Origin of the sequence: Corallococcus llansteffanensis, from assembly GCF_003612055.1 — a bacterium.
In the GTDB taxonomy this organism is placed as follows: domain Bacteria; phylum Myxococcota; class Myxococcia; order Myxococcales; family Myxococcaceae; genus Corallococcus; species Corallococcus llansteffanensis.
Genome location: NZ_RAWB01000015.1, coordinates 1 through 17,415, shown reverse-complemented (window position 1 = coordinate 17,415; position 17,415 = coordinate 1). Strand labels below are relative to the sequence as shown.

General features: G+C 69.3%; 17 protein-coding genes. 7 read left to right on the top strand and 10 right to left on the bottom strand.

Translation table 11 applies throughout. The features are described from left to right. A complete protein-coding gene (locus D7V93_RS02685; RefSeq protein ID WP_208722893.1) occupies window positions 1-996 on the top strand; it encodes an alpha/beta fold hydrolase in 996 nt (331 codons plus the stop codon). On the opposite strand, the gene D7V93_RS02680 is transcribed toward D7V93_RS02685, so the two are convergent. Genes D7V93_RS02680 through D7V93_RS02670 form a run of 3 tightly spaced genes read right to left on the bottom strand, consistent with a single transcriptional unit; the run spans window position 950 to window position 3,389 of the window. Continuing rightward, the gene (locus D7V93_RS02680; protein WP_120641849.1) at window positions 950-2,026 is read right to left on the bottom strand and encodes a tetratricopeptide repeat protein; all 1,077 of its coding nucleotides are present in this window, start codon (window positions 2,024-2,026) and stop codon (window positions 950-952) included. The two genes, D7V93_RS02685 and D7V93_RS02680, sit on opposite strands and share 47 nt — an antisense overlap. 35 nt (window positions 2,027-2,061) lie before the next feature. After that, window positions 2,062-2,676: a hypothetical protein gene (locus tag D7V93_RS02675; protein WP_120641848.1), complete on the bottom strand. Its 615-nt coding sequence runs from the start codon at window positions 2,674-2,676 to the stop codon at window positions 2,062-2,064. Window positions 2,677-2,684: 8 nt separating this feature from the next. After that, complete coding sequence (locus D7V93_RS02670; RefSeq protein ID WP_147451014.1) at window positions 2,685-3,389, bottom strand: DUF4331 domain-containing protein; 705 nt, start codon at window positions 3,387-3,389, stop codon at window positions 2,685-2,687. A gap of 269 nt (window positions 3,390-3,658) precedes the next feature. On the opposite strand from D7V93_RS02670, the gene D7V93_RS02665 reads away from it, so the two are divergent. Beyond that, window positions 3,659-5,587 (top strand): FG-GAP repeat domain-containing protein, encoded by a 1,929-nt coding sequence (locus tag D7V93_RS02665; RefSeq protein WP_158623631.1) that lies wholly within the window; start codon window positions 3,659-3,661, stop codon window positions 5,585-5,587. 88 nt (window positions 5,588-5,675) lie between these two features. On the opposite strand, the gene D7V93_RS02660 is transcribed toward D7V93_RS02665, so the two are convergent. Next, complete coding sequence (locus D7V93_RS02660; RefSeq protein WP_120641845.1) at window positions 5,676-6,275, bottom strand: hypothetical protein; 600 nt, start codon at window positions 6,273-6,275, stop codon at window positions 5,676-5,678. Between the two features lie 177 nt (window positions 6,276-6,452). On the opposite strand from D7V93_RS02660, the gene D7V93_RS02655 reads away from it, so the two are divergent. Together D7V93_RS02655 and D7V93_RS02650 are read left to right on the top strand one after the other, a co-directional pair. Next, window positions 6,453-7,154 carry a hypothetical protein gene (locus D7V93_RS02655; protein ID WP_147451013.1) on the top strand — a complete coding sequence of 234 codons (702 nt, stop codon included), beginning with the start codon at window positions 6,453-6,455 and terminating at the stop codon, window positions 7,152-7,154. An 89-nt stretch (window positions 7,155-7,243) separates the two neighbouring features. Then, on the top strand, window positions 7,244-9,226 hold the full coding sequence (locus D7V93_RS02650) for an OPT family oligopeptide transporter (protein ID WP_120641843.1): 1,983 nt from the start codon (window positions 7,244-7,246) through the stop codon (window positions 9,224-9,226). 41 nt (window positions 9,227-9,267) lie between these two features. Here D7V93_RS02650 and D7V93_RS02645 read toward each other — a convergent pair whose 3' ends face one another. Further along, complete coding sequence (locus D7V93_RS02645) at window positions 9,268-10,143, bottom strand: NAD(P)-dependent oxidoreductase (RefSeq protein ID WP_120641842.1); 876 nt, start codon at window positions 10,141-10,143, stop codon at window positions 9,268-9,270. A 25-nt stretch (window positions 10,144-10,168) separates the two neighbouring features. Continuing rightward, a complete protein-coding gene (locus D7V93_RS02640) occupies window positions 10,169-10,930 on the bottom strand; it encodes an SDR family oxidoreductase (protein WP_120641841.1) in 762 nt (253 codons plus the stop codon). A gap of 158 nt (window positions 10,931-11,088) precedes the next feature. Between D7V93_RS02640 and D7V93_RS02635 the strand changes: the two genes are divergently transcribed. After that, window positions 11,089-11,931, top strand: a complete 843-nt coding sequence (locus tag D7V93_RS02635) for an AraC family transcriptional regulator (protein ID WP_244237067.1) — start codon at window positions 11,089-11,091, stop codon at window positions 11,929-11,931. A 43-nt stretch (window positions 11,932-11,974) separates the two neighbouring features. Here D7V93_RS02635 and D7V93_RS02630 read toward each other — a convergent pair whose 3' ends face one another. Further along, window positions 11,975-12,727: a helix-turn-helix domain-containing protein gene (locus tag D7V93_RS02630; protein ID WP_244237066.1), complete on the bottom strand. Its 753-nt coding sequence runs from the start codon at window positions 12,725-12,727 to the stop codon at window positions 11,975-11,977. A 28-nt stretch (window positions 12,728-12,755) separates the two neighbouring features. Then, a complete protein-coding gene (locus tag D7V93_RS02625; RefSeq protein ID WP_208722892.1) occupies window positions 12,756-13,511 on the bottom strand; it encodes a fatty acid desaturase family protein in 756 nt (251 codons plus the stop codon). Window positions 13,512-13,562: 51 nt separating this feature from the next. Here D7V93_RS02625 and D7V93_RS02620 point away from each other — a divergent pair, with 51 nt between their 5' ends. Continuing rightward, complete coding sequence (locus D7V93_RS02620) at window positions 13,563-14,072, top strand: antibiotic biosynthesis monooxygenase family protein (RefSeq protein ID WP_120641838.1); 510 nt, start codon at window positions 13,563-13,565, stop codon at window positions 14,070-14,072. Between the two features lie 164 nt (window positions 14,073-14,236). Further along, entirely contained in the window at window positions 14,237-15,805 is a 1,569-nt protein-coding gene (locus D7V93_RS02615) for a serine hydrolase domain-containing protein (RefSeq protein WP_120641837.1), read from the top strand. 21 nt (window positions 15,806-15,826) lie between these two features. Here the strand turns inward: D7V93_RS02615 and D7V93_RS02610 are convergent, their stop codons facing one another. Both D7V93_RS02610 and D7V93_RS02605 read right to left on the bottom strand, forming a co-directional pair. Beyond that, complete coding sequence (locus D7V93_RS02610; protein WP_208722891.1) at window positions 15,827-16,207, bottom strand: PadR family transcriptional regulator; 381 nt, start codon at window positions 16,205-16,207, stop codon at window positions 15,827-15,829. Between the two features lie 43 nt (window positions 16,208-16,250). Beyond that, window positions 16,251-17,415, bottom strand: a 1,165-nt coding sequence (locus D7V93_RS02605) for an ABC transporter permease (protein ID WP_120641836.1), incomplete at its 5' end; no start/stop codon positions are given.

The window sequence follows — 17,415 nt, the reverse complement described above, 5'->3', positions numbered from 1 at the left end:
ATGGACAACACAGGCAAGCTGCATCGCAGGGACTTCATGGGTCTGGCGACGGGGGTGATCGCCGCGGGCGTCCTTCCGGGATGTCTGTCCCGTTCGACACGCGAGCCGGGCCAGGAGCCGATGGATGCCCGGGCCTTCCATGCCGAACGGCGCTTCGCGGAGACCCGCTTCGGGAGGATCGCCTACGTCGAGCGCGGCTCCGGCCCCGCGGCGCTCTTCCTTCACGGCTTTCCGCTCAACGGCTTCCAGTGGCGCGGCGCGCTGGAGCGGCTGTCACCCCACCGCCGGTGCGTCGCCCCCGACTTCATGGGCCTGGGCTACACAGAGGTCACCGAGGGCCAGGACGTCTCGGCCGCGTCACAGGTGGACATGCTCGTGACCCTGCTGGACGGGCTCTCCCTCCAGACCGTCGACCTCGTCGCGAACGACAGCGGGGGCGCCGTGGCGCAGCTGCTCGTCACCCGGCATCCGGAGCGCGTCCGGACCTTGCTCCTGACCAACTGTGACGTGGAGAGCGAGTGCCCACCTCCGGCGGTCCTGCCCGTCATCGAGATGGCGCGCGCTGGGAAGTACGTGGACGCGTGGCTCGCGCCGTGGCTCGCGGACAAGCCCCTGGCCCGCTCCGAGATTGGCATTGGAGGAATGACCTACAGCCATCCCTCCCAGCCCACCGACGAGGCCATTGAAGTCTACTTCGCGCCGCTGGTGCGCTCGGCGCAGGGGAGGGCCTGGGTGCATGCGTATACCCTGGCCCTGGAGCACAACGCGCTGGCGGGCATCGAGCCGGCGCTCCAGCGCTGCCGTGTGCCCGCGCGCATCGTGTGGGGCACGGGCGACACGATCTTCTCCCCCGGGAGCGCCGATTATCTGGACCGGACGCTCGGCGACTCCCGCGGCGTGCGGCGGGTGCCGGGCGCCAGGCTCTTCTTCCCCGAGGAATACCCCGACCTCATCGCGGAAGAGGCGCGCCGGCTGTGGGGCGTGGGCTCGCGCTGACGAGAGCGCGTGCTTCCTGGTGACGTCCGGTCGCCCGTGCAGCCTCGACGGCGAGCGCCACGGCGCGGTCTGTCTGGCGGCCCGCGAGGTTCTGCTGCGCCAGCACCCAGGCCCGCTCCGCGTCCGCGCCGGGGCCCAGGTAGAACAGCGCCGCGTGGTCCGCGAAGGCCAGCGGGTGTTTGGACAGGAGCGCCTCGAAGCGCTGGCGCGCGCGGGAGAGCTCCCGCCGGCCACGCTCCGGTTCGCCGGTCCGGACGTGCAGCTCCCCCAGCAGCGCCAGCGCCTCGGGCTCGTTGCTCGACGTGGCGAGGCGGTCGAGTCGTGCCATTGCGGAGGACAGGTCGCCTCGGGCGACTTCGCACTCAGCCAGGTGGATTCCCGCCATCACGAACCCGGGGAGATGGGTGAGCGCCTGTGCATACAGGGCCTCGCCACGCGCCGTGTCTCCCCCCTGCTCGGCCCACATCGTGCCGCGCGCGAAGTAGATCCATGCGTACGGAAACGGTGACGTGGTGTCGAGGTCGGCGAGCGCTGCGACATACAGGCGGTCCGCTTCGGCAAGGCGACCGAGCGCCGCGTAGGCGCCTGCGAGCGCGCTCCGCGACGCGAAGCCCGGATGGCGGGCCACCCCAGCCTCGAGCAGGGGAACCGCCTCGCCCGCATGTCCGGTCGCGACGAGAATCGAGGCTCGCAGGGCCCCGCACTCTTCGGCGTCGGCACCGGCGCGCTCGGCCGCGTCGACGTCAGCAAGCGCGTCCGCGAAGTGGTGCACCGCCGAGCGTGTCCTCGCGCGGCGCAAGAGCGCGAGGCCCGTGTCGAAGCGCCGCTCCGCGAGGACGCTCGCGCGGTCGAGCGCATTGTAGTCACCGAGGAACCTCGCCCTGAGGAGCAGGAGTTCCTCGATGCCGGCCGCCTCTGCCTGCTGGGCAATCCGGCCATCGAGGTTCGCGACGGCCAGCGCGCCGGCCGTCGTGAGGTACCGGGGGGGCAGGACCCGTTCCCCACCCGTTCCGCCGCAGGCCATGAGCATGGCAGCGAACCCTGCCGCCCAGGGTGCGCCTCGGGTCATGGGGCCCCCAGGAACGGAAACTCGCTCGTCGAGGTCGGGCGGTCATCCTCCCTGACCCCGTCATCGACACCGGAGGTGGCGCCCAGGACCCATAGCGACCTGAACACGTCGCTCGCGTCCTGGGTGGGCGTCCTTCCACCGCAGTCACCGCTCGGCGCGCCCGGGGTCGCGAGCTCGGTGAGCTCGACGGCAAGATATTGCTGGCACACCGCGGACCTGCTGTCGACCCAGAGCCTGTCGTCGGCAAGCACCTTCGCGAGGCGGTGGTACCGCTGGGCGGGCTCGGCATCGGGCTGGATGAGCCATTGATTCCCACACGTCCCGTCGAGCCCGTCGTAGAGCCCCAGGGTGAGCTGGAGGTCCGCCGTGAATCGCGGCCAGTCGGCCGGGGCCGCGCGGTTGTATTCCTCCTTGCGCCGGTCGCTCACGTCGTCGGGAGCGAGCGGACCTATCAGCGCGTTGCCCGTCAGCGGCCGTCCGATGCGGTCCACCCTGGCACCGAGCTTCGGACGCGGCCGGACTCCGTCCTGTGCACCCAGATTGCGCGACGAACACCCGTGCACCGAGGCGCACATCGTCATCGCGAGCATCGCTCCCGCCAGCTTCTTCATGGGCTGTCTCATGGCTTGTAGATGGCTCCCCAGACGGCGAGCAGCTTGCCGCCCGCGTCAACCACGCCGAGGTCGACCGAGACGACGAGTGACGACGATTTCCAGCCCACCAGAAAGTCCTTCGCCGGGCCACCGGCTGTATGCCGCCAGCGCTCGAGGAGCTCCTGCGAGGTCGTCTTGTCGAAGCGAGGGCAACCGGCGGCATCCACGGAAGCGCCGGCCTGAAGGGCCGCGGACGCCACCTGCAGGGCGTCCCGGGTCCCCTTCACGTTGTTGAAGAAGGGGTCGTCGCGCAGCCCCGCGAACACCCGGAACCGTCGGTGTTGCCCTTCGATCCCCACGGGCTTGCTCGCATCCCCGCGAGCATGGTCGACGTCACCGGCCCAGCACTCGGCCGTGTTCGCGGCATCGAACTGGCACACGATGGACGTGTCGATGGTGGTTTCACCGAAGCGGGGCCCGCTGCCGACGTGGAACACGTACTGGAGCCGATCCGAGAACCGCTGCGCGACCACCGTCATGGCCAGGTTCAGGCGCAGGCCATCGGGCGACATCCACGCGAAGAGGTCGGCGATGTCCGCCGAGGGATCCGCGATGACCGTGGGGGTGTCCAGGTGGTCGGAGGCGTCCGCGCCCCGGGCGCCCAGGATGAACAACATTCCGGCGGCGACCCGCACGCCACGCCACCGGGTTTCGAATTGCAGTCCGCGCATTCAAGGTCTCCTGTCGTCGCGGTCTCACCGCGAACCGAGAAGACCCATAGGGCAGGAGGATGCTGCGCGACTTGGTGGAAATTGCGCCGCACCGCTGCGTCCATGTCGAGATCCGCCATGGCGCTCAATTGGCTCACCCCCAACGCGAAGAACCCAGCCAGCATTACTCTGGACGACACGCCTGGGACTGCTTTGCGGCTCCCAGTCACCCCATTAGCGTGACGGCCTCCCACCCCAAGGAGGTCGCCATTTCCCCTCTGAGACTCTCATTGCTGTGCGCCGCCGTGCTGTGCACGGGCGTCCTGCCGGGCTCCGCGAGCGCGTTCACGTATGACTTCGTGAACAAGCTCGTGGACTCGTCCGACGCCAGCTACAGCTACGGCTATGCCCCCTCCATCCTCTACGAGGGCGGCCAGTTCCACATGTTCTATTGCAGCAGCGGCAGCAACGGCGGCTGGGACGACATCCGCCACGTCACCTCCACGGACGGCCGCCTCTGGTCCGCGCCGCGCATCGTGCTCACCACCAGCGATTTTACCCAGGAGCGCTGCGCGTGCGACCCGTCCGTCGTCTACTACCAGGCCCCGGGCGACACGCGACCGTACTACTACCTGTTCTACTCGGGCAACGCGAAGAACGTGCAGACGGTCATGCTCGTCGCGCGCTCGGAGAGCGTCGCCGGGCCCTACGCCAAGTGGACCACCACCGGCACGTGGCAGGTCAACGCGCCCAACCCGCAGATCATCATCCGCCCCCGCGTCTCCAAGCCGGACAACACGCCCTGGTACGGCGCGGGCCAGCAGTCCGTCGTCGTGCGCGACGGCAAGCTGGTGAGCTGGTTCACCGATGACACGACGTGCGCCACCAGCGCGTGCGTGCGCATCTTCCACAGCACCACCACCCACCCCACGCAGTGGCCCGTGGGCACGCAGACGGACGTGCTCGACGAGGGCTCGGTGGACGTGAAGTACGACGCCGCCTCCGGCCGCTACGTGATGTTCAGCATCCCGCTCGGCCACAGCCAGACCACCTCCCTCACGCGCCGCTACTCCACCAACGGCGTGAACTGGAGCGCCCCGGAGGTGCTCCGCGACGCGGGCGGCTTCCCCGACTTCGTGCACAACGTGGGCGCCAGCGGAGACCGCCAGGGCCACCTCATCGCCGACCGGGCCCTCATCGTCTATGGCGCGCCGTATGACCTGGACGCGTCGTACCAGAACGACTGCAACGCCTCGCCGGCCCCGTACTGCTGGGGCCACTGGGACCTCTACGGCAGCGTCATCAATGCCGCAGGCAAGGTGTGGAACGACATCCCGTGGGGCTGGCAGTGGCCGGGCTACGGCACGCAGCACCGGCTCGCGCTCGGGGACTACGACGGCGACACGAAGACGGACCGCGCCATCGTCGATACCGTCACCGGGCGTTGGTATGTCATTGGCAGCGGGGGCGGCTTCCCCATCCCGTGGGGCTGGCAGTGGACCGGCATGGCCTCGAGCCACCGGCTGGCGCTGGGGGACTACGACGGGGACGGCAGGACGGACCGCGCCATCATCGACCCCAACACCGGCACCTGGTACGTCCTGGCCAGCAGCGGCAGCAGTCCCATCCCGTGGGGCTGGCCCTGGAACGGGCAGGGCCCGCAGCACCGGCTGGCCCTGGGGGACTACGACGGGGACGGGAAGACGGACCGCACCCTCATCGATACCAACGCCTGGCAGTGGTTCTCGGTTGGCAGCAGGGGGCCCTACCCCTTCCCCTGGGGCTGGCAGTGGGCCGGCATGGGGCCGCAGCACCAGCTCGCGCTGGGTGACTACGATGGCGACACGAAGACGGACCGCGCCATCGTCGACGCCTCCACGGGCACCTGGTCCATTGTCCCCAGCAGCGGCACGGCGCCCTTCCCGTCCGTCTGGCAGTGGAGCGGCATGGCCTCGCACCACTGGCTGGCGGTGGGCGACTACGACGGCGACAAGAAGACCGACCGCGCCATCGTCGACCCCACCAACGGCGCCTGGTACGTCCTCGGCAGCGCCGGAGGCTTCCCCATTCCGTGGGGCTGGCAGTGGAGCGGCCTGAGCACGTCGCACCTGCTCGCGCTCGGGGACTATGACGGGGACGGGAAGACGGACCGCGCCATCGTCGACCCGCGCAATGGCCGCTGGTTCGTCCTGGGCTCGGAGCCGTTCCGCATCTACTGAAGCGCCAGGAGGCAGGCCGTCACCGGCTTCGCCTGTGGCGAGAGGGGGCTTCTCCCGCGGGGGAAGCCCCCTCCTCTTCGCTACGGGCTCAGAACACGAAGTACGTCGGCGGCGTGGTGCTGGTGAAGAAGTTCACGAAGCTCGCGGAGTAGTAGGTCCCCGACTGGCCGTTGATCTTCCCGTCCTTCGTGCCAAACACACTCACGCCCGTGCCGTCCGCGCTGATGCTGAGGCTGCCCGTGATGATGTTGCCCGTGCGGTAGTCGCAGAGGATGTCCGCGTTGCGCATGACGGCCAGCGTCGCCGTGTCCACGTGGACGAGCGAGTAGATGTTCGCCGAGGAGCCGCTGAAGCCGTTCTTCTTCACATACCCCACGGCGAGCCCCAGGCTGCCGCCCACCATCCCCAGCGAACCCGGCGCATTCAGCACGGCGGTGCCCACCACCTGCGAGACGCCCGTCGGATAGGGACAGCTCACGCCACCGGTGCGAGTGACCACGATGTTGTACTGCGGCGGCGACGGGGTCGTCTGGACCGACGCCACCGAGTAGTCACAGCCCTGCGACGACGCCGTCAGGAGGCGCGCGGACTGCTGCGCCAGTTCCTCGCCCTCCACCTGCTCCGAGCCACCACAGGCCGAGACGACGAGAGCCGAACCCAGACACACGCTGCGCGCAAACTTGTTCATTGTCGGAATACCTTTCCTTCCGGGGAAGGTAGGAGCCTAGCAAACCCAACTGGCATGACAAAGGTGCTCCCAGACCTGCCATTGGCCTTCCCAGGAAACAGCCCGGCCGCTGCCCGGTGGCCGTGCTGCTTGCGAGATGCCGTGGACCGCGGCCATCCCGGAGGCATGATGCCCTTCATGACCCCCGACAGACTCGACGACCTGGGCCGGGCGACGACGTTCGCGGAGCTCCACTCCCGCCTCCACCTTCACCGGTGGGAGGCGGAGCTCCAGGAGTTCGAGCGCCCCAATGGCCCGCCTTCCTGCACGGTCCGCATCATCGACGGGGGCGTTGACGGTTCAGGAGACATCGACACGGGCGACGGCCCGTACGTCGTCCTCGTCGACGGTCCCCTCAAGTCACCCGGCCACCTCCACCTGTGGACTGACGACTATCGCCCCGGGCTCGTCATCGTCAGAGGGGACCTCCTGGCCCGAACCCTCTCGTTCGGCAATGGGGCGCGGGTCTTCGTTGAAGGCTCGGTGTTCGTGGACGACTGTCTCTTCGGCCAGTACGGGGACCACAATGCCGTCCTCAGCGCGACGGGGGAGCTGCGCGCGAGGGCGAGCTTCCTCGGGGCGTATGCCTACATCCATGCGGACGGAGGTGTGCGTTCGCTGCTCTACGCGCCGCGCGGAGGCTGGGAGACGGTGGAGCCGGACATCGAAAACGAAGGGGTAGGAGACGGAGCAGGCTTCTTCGACCCGGCGGTGCTCGACCGCTATGGCGACCTCGACTTCAAGCTGGCGATCCAGGCCGCCCGCGAAGGTCGGCCCCTGTTCCTGCCAGGGGTCGAGGAGCGATTTCCCGCTCGGCGGACCTCACGAAGCACCAAGTAGGGCTCATCCGTCCGGGGAAGGTCCAGTATCCTCGGCGCCATTTCTCTCCGAGGCGCCAACCCGGGCCTCCCTGTGCAGGAGCGCTCCCCATGAACGCCGTCACGTCGTCCCAGCCGAAGGAGATAACCCTGCGCGGGGTGACCCTCGGTGTCCTCATCACGCTGGTCTTCACCGCGGCGCAGGTCTACCTGGGGCTGAAGGTCGGCCTCACCTTCGCGACCTCCATCCCCGCGGCGGTCATCTCGATGGCGCTCCTGAGCGCCTTCAAGAACGCCACCATCCAGGAGAACAACATCGTCCAGACGCTGGCCTCGGCGGCGGGCACGCTCGCTTCCGTGATCTTCGTCCTGCCCGGCCTGTTGATGACCGGCTGGTGGACCGACGTGCCGTTCTGGCCGACGTTCGGCGCGTGCGCGACGGGCGGCGTGCTCGGCGTGATGTACACCGTGCCGCTGCGCCGCGCGCTGGTCTCCGCCTCCGACCTTCCCTATCCCGAAGGCGTGGCGGCCGCCGAGGTGCTCAAGGTCGGCACCTCCTCGCGCTCCGGCGCGGCCGAAGGCAAGGCCGGCCTCATGTCCGTCATCTGGGGCAGCATCGCCTCGGTTCTGTTCGCGGCGGCCGCCGCCGCGAAGCTGATGGCCGGCGAGGTGGCCGGGTACTTCAGGGTGGGCGGCAGCGCCACCGGCATCGGTGCCGCCAGCTCGCTGGCACTCATCGGCGCGGGACACCTGATGGGCATCACGGTCGGCATCGCGATGCTCGTGGGCCTCGTGATCGCGTGGGGGGTCCTGGTGCCGCTGCTCACGTCCATGAACCCGATGGCGGACGCCCCGGCGTCGGAGCACGCGCTGCGCATCTGGGGCACGCAGGTGCGCATGATTGGCGCAGGCGCCATCGGCGCGGCGGCCATCGTGACCCTGGCGGGTCTTGCCAAACCGGTCATCGGGGGCCTGCGGTCCGCGCTGGAGACGGCGCGGCGTGCCAAGACCCAGGGCCAGGTGCTGGAGCGCACGGAGCAGGACCTGTCCATCCGCACGGTGGGGCTGGTGACGCTGGTCTCCCTGCTGCCGGCGGGCTGGCTCCTGGCGGACTTCCTCCAGGGCACCGTGCTGGAGAGCCTGAGCGTGCCGCTGGTCGCCGTGGGCATCGGCTACGTCCTGCTCGCGGGCGTCTGCGCCGCCGCCGTCTGCGGCTACATGGCCGGCCTCATCGGCTCGTCGAACTCTCCTGTCTCCGGCATCGCCATCCTGACCATCCTGGGCGCCGCGCTCAGCGTCGGCGTGGTCGGGCGGCAGGTCACGGGGCCCGAGGCGGCCCCCGCGCTGGTGGCGTTCGCGCTGTTCGTCACCACGGTGGTGCTGGCCGTGGCGGTCATCGGCAATGACAACCTGCAGGACCTGAAGACCGGCCAGTTGGTGGACGCGACGCCCTGGAAGCAGCAGGTGGCGCTGCTCATCGGCGTGGTCGCAGGCTCCGCCGTGGTCCCGCCCGTGCTGGCGCTCTTGAACCGGGCCTACGGCTTCGCGGGCGCACCCAACGCCCATGCCATCTCCGCGCAGCCGCTGGCGGCGCCGCAGGCGACCCTGATCTCCACCCTGGCCAAGGGCGTGATCGGCGGCAACCTGCGGTGGGACCTCGTGCTGTGGGGCGCGGCGCTCGGCCTGACCCTGGTCGTCATCAACTTCGTGGTGAAGAAGGCCAGCAAGGACCGCTACAGCCTGCCGCCGCTGGGCGTGGGGCTCGCCATCTACCTGCCCAGCGCCGTCACGGTGCCGGTGGTCGTGGGCGCGCTGGCGGGCTGGGCCTTCGAGCGCGCGGCGAGCAAGCAGACCTGGGGCGAGCCCGCCAAGCGCCTGGCCGTGCTCATCATGTCCGGCTTCATCGTGGGCGAGAGCCTGTTCAACGTCGCGCTGGCCGGGTTGATCGTCTCCACGGGCAAGGGCGAGCCGCTGGCCCTCCCCATCGAGCTGGGTGAAGTGACGACCATGATCATCGCCGTGGTGCTCGGCGTCGTCGCGGTGGGCGGGCTCTACCGCTGGGCGGCGCGAACGGCGCTCCGCATCTCGACCTGACCGTGTGCCCCTGATGACGGGCAGGGCGGAGCGCGCCCTGCTCAGCGCATGAACCGCGTCAGCGCGGCGAAGTCCTCCGGGCCATGCCCTGCCCGGAGGGCTGACTGGAAGAGCTGGTCGAAGGCCTCGGGCACCGCGCGTTGGAGCCCGCGCTCCCTGCACAGCTCCAGCAGGTGCCGCAGCGCCCCGGCGTGGATCTCGAGGGTGGCGAGCGTCGTCGCGTCGGCGGCGAAGCGGCGCTGCTGGACCCGCGTGACGAGGTCCGTGACGCCTCCGTCCACCACCGGAGCGAACGCCTTGACGAAGCCCAGGAAGGTCTCGAGCGGGATGCTCTCCGCCTCGCAGACGGCCACGCCCTGGAGCACGCCGAACAGCTGTCCCCACATGGACACGAGCAGCGCGCTGTCGAGCGCGGCGGCCAACCCCACGTCGCTGCCCACATGCTGCGTATTGCCCCCGAGCGCGAGGAGGACGGGCCGGGCCTGTTCGAACAGCTCGCTCGGACCCGCGTAGAGGAGGGTTCCCGCGGGCTGGCCGATGAAGTCCGGCGTCCCCATGATGGCGCCATCCAGGTAGGGGATGCCGTGCTGCCGGGCCCAGGTGGCCTGCTCCCGTGCCTGACCCGGTGAGCCGGACGTCAACTGCACGAGCAGCTTCCCTCGCAGCGCTTGCGTCACCTCGTCCGGCCGGAGCAACGCGTCACTCACGCCGTAGTCGCTCACATTCACCACGATGAGGTCCGCGGCGGCCACGGCGTCCCGCACCGTCGCCGCGATGCGGGCCCCCTGGGCGGCCAGGGGTTCGCACTTCGCCCGCGTGCGGTTCCAGATGTCGACCGTGTATCCCTGCTTCAGGAAGGCGCTCACGAGCGCGGAGCCCATGCGCCCCACCCCGAGGACTGCGATTGCTGGCTTCATGTCGGTGCTCCTTGGTTGGAAGGTGCTAGCGGTGCGGCGTGGCGACCTGCGTGAGTCCTCCATCCACGGGCAGCTCGGCCCCCGTGGTGAAGGTGGCGTCGAAGGCGAGGAACAGCACTGCCCGGGCGACCTCCTCGGGCGAGCCGATGCGCCCCATGGGTGTGGTGTCGTTCCCCTCCTTCTCGAAGGCTGCCAGCTCTTCCGGAGACGCGCCATCGACGCCCATCGTCGGTGTCTTGATGAAGCCAGGGCTCACCGCGTTCACCCGGATGCGTCTGGGCAGCAGCTCCGCGGCGAGCCCTTGCGCGAAGGACCGGAGCGCCGCCTTGGAGCCCGAGTAGACGCTCATGCCAGGAATCCCCGTCACGTTGGCGACGGAGGTGGTGAAGACGAACGAGCCACCCTCGTTGACGAGCGGGGCCAGGCGCTGCGCCGTGAAGTACGCCCCCTTGGTGTTGATGTCGAACGTCTGATCATACACCTGCTCGTCGACGTGCTCGAACATGCCGAGGCGCGCGAAGCCGGCGTTGATGAACACGAGGTCCACCCGGCCGAGCTGCTCTTCCACGGCCCTGGCCAGCGCATCGATGTCGGTGAGGCTCGCCGTGTCCGAGCGCACCGCGTGCGCCCGGGGCCCGAGCTCCCGCCGCGCCACTTCGAGCGTCTTCTCGTTCCGGCCCGTGAAGAGCACCTCGGCGCCGCCGTCGAGGAGCGCCTTGACGGTCGCCAGTCCCATTCCCTGCGTCCCGCCCGTCACGACTGCCTTCTTGCCTGCGTACCTGCCCATGGACTTCTCCTTGGTGAGGCGGCAATGAATAGGGAGGAAGCCCGCGGCGGTCGCACACGTTCGGACGCTCGCGGAGCACGTTCGGACGGCGGCGGACGCGGCCTCCCGGCGCTATGTCAGGAGCGTACAGCGCGGCACCGGTGCGAGGAGTGCGAGGCATGGACAGGGAGATGCAGACGACGGGCGCGCGGGACTCCATCGACGCGGTACGGCCCTGGCTCGGGCTGCACGTGGACTTCCACACGGCCGAGGCCGGGCACATGGAGCTCGAGTCCGTGCCCGACCACCGCCTCAAGATTCATGCGGGGACGCCCCTTCGCGGTGCCTGCCGCGTCCACCGCTTCGTCTACACGCAGGGCGACATCGACCTCTTCCCGGCCGGCGTGTCGGATGTCTGGGAGAACCAGGACGCGAGCGCTGCCGTGCTCGTGCGGCTCTCCCCTGCCCTCCTGCGGCGCGCCGCGGAGGACATGGGACGGGACCCCGACCGCGCCGGGCTGGAGCAGCGCCATCAGTTCAGGGACCCGCAGATCGAACACATCGCCTGGGCGCTCGACGCGGACCGCAGGGCCGGACACCCCGGCGGGCTGCTCTACACCGAGTGCCTGGGCCTGGCGCTCTCCGTCCACCTGCTGGGCCGCTACCCGGCGCCCTTCGGACGTGAGCGCGGCCTGTCGAAGCCACAGCTGCGGCGCGTGACGGAGTACATCGAGGAGCACCTTGACCAGAACCTCTCCCTGGCACGGCTGGCCGGCATCGCCGGGGTCAGCGCGTCGCACCTGAAGACCCTGTTCAAGCGCTCCACGGGGCTGCCCGTGCACGAGTACGTCGTGCAGCGGCGGGTGGAGCGCGCCAGGACGCTCCTCCAGCGGGGCGGGATGTCCGCCGGTGAGGTGGCGCTCGAAGCGGGCTTCTCGCACCAGAGCCACATGGCGCGGTGCATGCGGCGGGTGCTCGGGGTGACGCCCTCCGTGGTGGCACGTGACGCTCGCGCACGGTGAGCCCCGCGGGAGGGTCAATGACTCTCAGGTGAGCGCTGACGCGTCAGCAGTGTTCCACCGTCTGGAAGAAGCGCCGGGGGGCCTCCCCGGTGACGGCGCGGAACTCTCGAATGAAGTGGGATTGATCGAAGTAGCCCGCGTCGAGCGCCAGCCGCGACAGGCTGCTGCCAGGGCGGTACGAGGCGATCGCATGGCGCACGCGCACCAGGCTCGCCAGTTGCTTCGGCGTCGAGCCCACCTCGGCGCGGAAGCGCTTCTCGAAGGCGTCCTGGCTGAGGTGGAGCTGGCGCGCGAGGCTGGCCATGCGCACGGAGCCGCGAGCCGTCTGGATGGCCTGCACCGCGGCGGCGACAATCGGGTCCGGCTCGCGAGCACGCAACCGCGCCCCGAGGAACTGCTCGACGATGGCGATGCGGCGTGCGTCGTCCCGCGCCTCCGCCACCTGGGATGAAACGCGGTCCAGCTCCGTATGGGGAAGCAGGTCCGCGAGCGACAGGGTCTGTCCGAACAGCGCGTGAAGCGGTTCGGCGAAGAACTTCGCGGCCCCCGCTTCGCGAAACGTGACGAGCACGGTCCCGCCTCCGGCCGAGGTCCGCATGCGGCGCGCGGACGTGCGCATCCCCGTGAGGGTGTGTCCGGGAAGCAGGCGCTCGTCGGGGCCTTCGAGCTGCGTGGCCGACCCGCTGTAGCGGATCCCGAGCACGAGCCCCGGTTCGGGAATCAACGTGCGCGTCGTCTCCTCGTGCGCCTCCACGAGGGTGAAGGCCTTCACGAAGGGGGCCAGCCGTCCGCTCACGGGAAACCGCTTCACATCCATACGGGCCTCAGAAGGTCTGACGCTTTTCCACATCAGGCAGCGCGTCGTCGAGCCGCTTCGCCAGCTCCGGCAGCTTGATGGTGGGGACCGCCGGGAAGAGGTGGTGCTCCAGGTGATAGAACATGCTGAACGTGAGCACGTTCTTCCATCCGGTGCGCTGGGTCCGCGCGAGCATCGGGTTGTCTTGCGTGTCGTGGTGCACGGTCCACACCGCGAAGAACGCCATCAGGCACTCGGCCAGGACCATCACCACGACGTGGTAGATGAGGAAGTGCAGCTCGAAGTGGAAGACCAGGAAGAGGAAGGCCGCGATGGAGGCCAGCTCGAACAGGACGTTCCACCGGTACTTCTTGTCTCCGAGCTGCAGCGTCACCTTGTGGATCAGGAACATGTGGACGGGGCCATACAGGACAGCGCCATACCAGGACATGCCCGCTGACTTCCCCTCGTAGTCCCCCTCCGCCAGGCAGAACCGGTGATGTCTCAAGTGGTTGAACTTCACCGCGTGGAGGGAGACCACCATCAGCACGCTGTTGAGATACAGCGAGAGCCAGGTCAGGAACCTGTTCGTCCCCAGGGCGCGGTGGAAGCCGTTGTGGACCTGCCTCAGGCCGGTGAGGAAGAAGAAGCCCGAGAAGGGCAGCGCGAGGGCGTAGTACCCGAAATACGCCAGCAGCATCGAAACCAGGAACCAGGGAATGGTCAGGTTGTTCTCAATGAGCAACTCACGGGTCGTGAGCTTCCTCAGGTCCTTCCATTCCACGCTGCGGAGCAGTTCCTGATGAGTCATGTCGAGCGGCAGTTGTAACACGCCATGTTCGACGCCGCCGTGCAGGACACTGAATTCGTCCAAGTCCGCCCGGAGGTGCCCCGCTACCTTGAGGTCATGTCCCGAATGACCTTGGCTGTCGCACTCCTCGCCCTCTTCACTGGTTGCGCGACGGTGGGTCCGGCCCAGAAAGAGCCTCCGCAGATGATCTCGATGGATGTGGTGAAGAACCCTGGCTTGCGCTTCCGCATCGACAACTTCACCGTGCCCGACGCCGCCCGTGAGCCGTTCGAAACCGCGATGAGGCGCAACTTCGCCTTCATCCAGACGCTGCCCGGATTCCAGGGCCACATGGTGTTCGAGAAGACCGGTGGACCCGGCAGCTTCAACATCGCCACGATCGCGGTGTGGGAGAGCCAGGACGCCATCGACAAGGCCGTCGCCGAGGTCGGCGCCTTCTACAAGAAGAACGGAATCGACATGCCCGCGATGCTGAAACGGTACGGCATCAAGGCGGAGCTGGGTCAGTTCAGCGCCCTGCCGCTGAAGGAATAGGGATTTGACCTAGAGTGCGCGCTGCCCGCGGGCACCCACGTGCTCGTCGTCCGGGGTGGCACGGGCTTCAGCGTGGACCTGTCGCTCACCCCATGAGCATCGGGGATGCAATCGGCGCGCGCCGCCTGCGTACGAGGCCCACCCGCCACTCCCAGGAGAACGCCATGCGTCCGCCGCTTCGCCGCTTCGCCCTCGTCGCACTCGCAAGCTGTAGCGCGGTGACACTGCTCACCGCGGCCGACACGCGAAAGCCCACGACCGAGTGGGTGGCCCGTCCCTCCGAAGCGGCCCGCATCGCACGGGTGGAGGCGGGCCTTGCGCCCGTCACGCTCCCCGGCGAGGAGCCGCGGCGCATGTCGCTCCAGCGCTGGATGGAGCTGTACAAGGTTCCCGGCGTCAGCGTCGCCGTGTTCGAGAAGAACGCGCTCGTCTGGGCCAAGAGCTATGGCGTGAAGCAGGCCGGCGGCACGGATCCCGTCACGCCGGACACGCTGTTCCAGGCCGCGTCCATCAGCAAGCCGGTGACGGCGCTCGCGGCGCTGCACTTCGTCGAGGCCGGGAAGTGGTCGCTGGACGCGAACATCAACGACAAGCTCATCTCGTGGAAGCTGCCGGAGAATGACTTCACGAAGACGGAGAAGGTGACGCTGCGCCGCCTGCTCAGCCACAGCGCGGGCACCACCGTGCACGGCTTCCCCGGCTATGCCGTCACCGAGCCCCTTCCGACGACGGCGCAGATCCTCGATGGGGTGAAGCCCGCGAACACCGCGCCGGTGCGGGTGGACCTCGTTCCCGGGACGCAGACGCGCTACAGCGGCGGCGGCATCACGATCGTCCAGTCGATGATGGTGGATCAGCTCAAGAAGCCGTTTCCGCAGATCATGAAGGAGACGGTGCTGGGGCCGCTCGGCCTGAAGCACAGCACCTATGAGCAGCCCCTGCCCGCCTCGCTCGCGCCCCTGGCGACCGCCGGCACGTACTTCGGGGGCAAGGGCGTGGAGGGGAAGTGGCACGTCTACCCGGAGATGGCGGCCGCGGGCCTGTGGACGACGCCGTCCGACCTCGCGCGCATCGCCATCGAGGTGTCGAAGGCGCGGGCGGGCAAGTCCTCTCGCGTGGTGTCGCAGGCCATGGCGAAGCAGATCCTCACGAAGCAGTCAGAGGGCTTCGGGATCGGGTTCCAGTTGGAGGAAGACAAGAGCCGCTTCGGGCACGGAGGTTCGAATGAGGGCTTCCAGTGCTCGCTGACGGCGTTCGCCGACTCGGGCAACGGGGTCGCCATCATGACCAACTCGGATGCCGGCTATCTGCTGATGGACCGGATCACCGACAGCGTGGCCGCCGAGTACGGCTGGAAGTCGTATGTCCCCCGGCAGGCGCCGGCGTTCGTCCAGGTGGACCTGTTCGCGCGGCTCAAGGGAACGGAGGCCGCCCTCGCCTGGTACCGGTCGATGAAGCGGGACGGCGCGGCGGAGAAGCTCACCCCCGACGACCTGAACAACCTGGGCTACCGGCTGCTGCGGGAGGGACAGAAGGACGACGCCCTCAAGGTGCTCAAGGCGAACGTCGAGCTGTATCCCGACAACTCGAATGCCCATGACAGCCTGGGCGAGGGCTACATGGAGGCGGGGCAGAAGGCCGAGGCCATCACGCACTACAAGAAGTCCTTCGCGCTGGACCCGAAGAACACCCACGCCGTGGAGATGCTCCAGAAGCTCGGCGCGAAGCCCTGAGCCCTCCGGCGCCGCCTGGGTTCAGGTGGCGCCGCGGGCACGGCCTCCCGCGAGCAGCGGCAGCAGGTCGACCCCGCGCCACAGCCGCTCTCGCATCTCGCGCGAGTCCACCAGCGCGCGCGCGCCCCGGGGGGTGACGGCGAACACCCTCCGGGAGTTGCTGGCGCCCCCCTCACTGCGCTCGGACGCGACCAGGCCCTTCGCTTCCAGCCGGTCCAACGTGGCGTACACCGCGCCAATCGCCACCTCGCGCCCGGCCACCTCCTCCAGCTCGCGGCGGACGGCCATCCCGTACGCGCCCCCTGCTTCGGCGGCACGTCCGGTGCGCGCGACGGCGAGCATCACCTGCTCCTCGAAGGTGCCGAGCGGTGCATCGGACGTCGTGCTGAAGGCGGGCGACACGGGCGACTCCTCGGGTGAAACGACGGGTGGAAACGGCGGGACTCTAGCTTTCACGGAACACGGCGGCGGGATCCAACCGACTGGCGCGCAACGCGGGCAGCAGCGCCGCCGCGACCCCGACGACGAGCAACCCCAGCGTGGAGCCCACGAGCGACAACGGATCCACGGCGCTGACTCCGTACAGGAACGAAGAGAGCAGCCGGGCCATTGCCACCGCGGCGACGGTGCCCATCGCGCTGCCAATCAACACCAGCGCCCCACCCCGCCCCACCACCTGCGCCACCACGCGCGACGGACGCAGCCCGAGCGCGATGCAGATGCCCAGGTCGCGCTGACGGCGGCGCACGAAGTGGGACGTGACGCCGTAGACGCCCACCGCGCCGAGCACCACCGCGAGCGCCGTGAGGAAGGTGAGCACGGACATCACCTGCCGCGCCGGACCAATGGCCTGCGAGAACACCGCGTCCAGCGTGGTGCCACGCTGCACGGCCACCGCGGGCGCGGAGGCGACAATCCGCTTCCGCGCGGCCTCCACCAGCGCTGCGGGGTCCTGCCCCGGCTGCGCGCGCAGCACCAGCGTCTGCCGCGTCATCGTCATGCCTGAGACCTGCGCGTGGAGCATGTAGCGCGCCGGGACGAAGCCGTCGGTGAGGCCCGCCTCCGCCACGTCCTCCACCACCCCCACGATGCGCTCCAGCCCTCCGAGCCCGGTGTCGATGCGGTGGCCGAGGGGGTTCTCCCCCGGGAAGTACTTCTTCGCGAGCGCGCGGTTGATGACCACGGCGCGCTCGGTGTCCGCCCGGTCGGTTTCCTTGAGCAGGCGCCCGTCGATCAACTGGATGCCAATGGCCTCGAAGTACCCCGTGGACACCAGCCGCACGTAGGTCGTCGTGGAGGGCAGCTCCGGCTTGCCCTCGATTTCGAGCCCCCAGTCCTCGCCCGGGCCGCGCAGCGGAAGCTTCTGCGTGGTGCCCACCGAGCGGACGCCCGGGAGCGTCGCGAGGGAGGCCTCCAGGTCCGCCATCACCCGCGGCCGGGCTTCGCTCGCGACGTTGCCCTCCATCACCACGTCCAGCACCGCCACGCGGCCGGTGTCCACGCCCGAGTCGATGGCGCGCAGGTTCGCCACCGAGCGCACGAGCAGCGCGGCCCCCGCCGTCAGCAGCACCGCGAGCGCCACCTGCCCCACCACCAGGGCCCCCTCGGTG

Excerpts from the sequence above, each read along its gene's own strand:
- D7V93_RS02685 (WP_208722893.1), top strand. The coding sequence starts at position 1 with ATGGACAACACAGGCAAGCTGCATCGCAGGGACTTCATGGGTCTGGCG.
- D7V93_RS02680 (WP_120641849.1), bottom strand. The coding sequence starts at position 2,026 with ATGCTCATGGCCTGCGGCGGAACGGGTGGGGAACGGGTCCTGCCCCCC.
- D7V93_RS02675 (WP_120641848.1), bottom strand. The coding sequence starts at position 2,676 with ATGAAGAAGCTGGCGGGAGCGATGCTCGCGATGACGATGTGCGCCTCG.
- D7V93_RS02670 (WP_147451014.1), bottom strand. The coding sequence starts at position 3,389 with ATGCGCGGACTGCAATTCGAAACCCGGTGGCGTGGCGTGCGGGTCGCC.
- D7V93_RS02660 (WP_120641845.1), bottom strand. The coding sequence starts at position 6,275 with ATGAACAAGTTTGCGCGCAGCGTGTGTCTGGGTTCGGCTCTCGTCGTC.
- D7V93_RS02655 (WP_147451013.1), top strand. The coding sequence starts at position 6,453 with ATGACCCCCGACAGACTCGACGACCTGGGCCGGGCGACGACGTTCGCG.
- D7V93_RS02650 (WP_120641843.1), top strand. The coding sequence starts at position 7,244 with ATGAACGCCGTCACGTCGTCCCAGCCGAAGGAGATAACCCTGCGCGGG.
- D7V93_RS02645 (WP_120641842.1), bottom strand. The coding sequence starts at position 10,143 with ATGAAGCCAGCAATCGCAGTCCTCGGGGTGGGGCGCATGGGCTCCGCG.
- D7V93_RS02640 (WP_120641841.1), bottom strand. The coding sequence starts at position 10,930 with ATGGGCAGGTACGCAGGCAAGAAGGCAGTCGTGACGGGCGGGACGCAG.
- D7V93_RS02635 (WP_244237067.1), top strand. The coding sequence starts at position 11,089 with ATGGACAGGGAGATGCAGACGACGGGCGCGCGGGACTCCATCGACGCG.
- D7V93_RS02620 (WP_120641838.1), top strand. The coding sequence starts at position 13,563 with ATGTTCGACGCCGCCGTGCAGGACACTGAATTCGTCCAAGTCCGCCCG.
- D7V93_RS02615 (WP_120641837.1), top strand. The coding sequence starts at position 14,237 with ATGCGTCCGCCGCTTCGCCGCTTCGCCCTCGTCGCACTCGCAAGCTGT.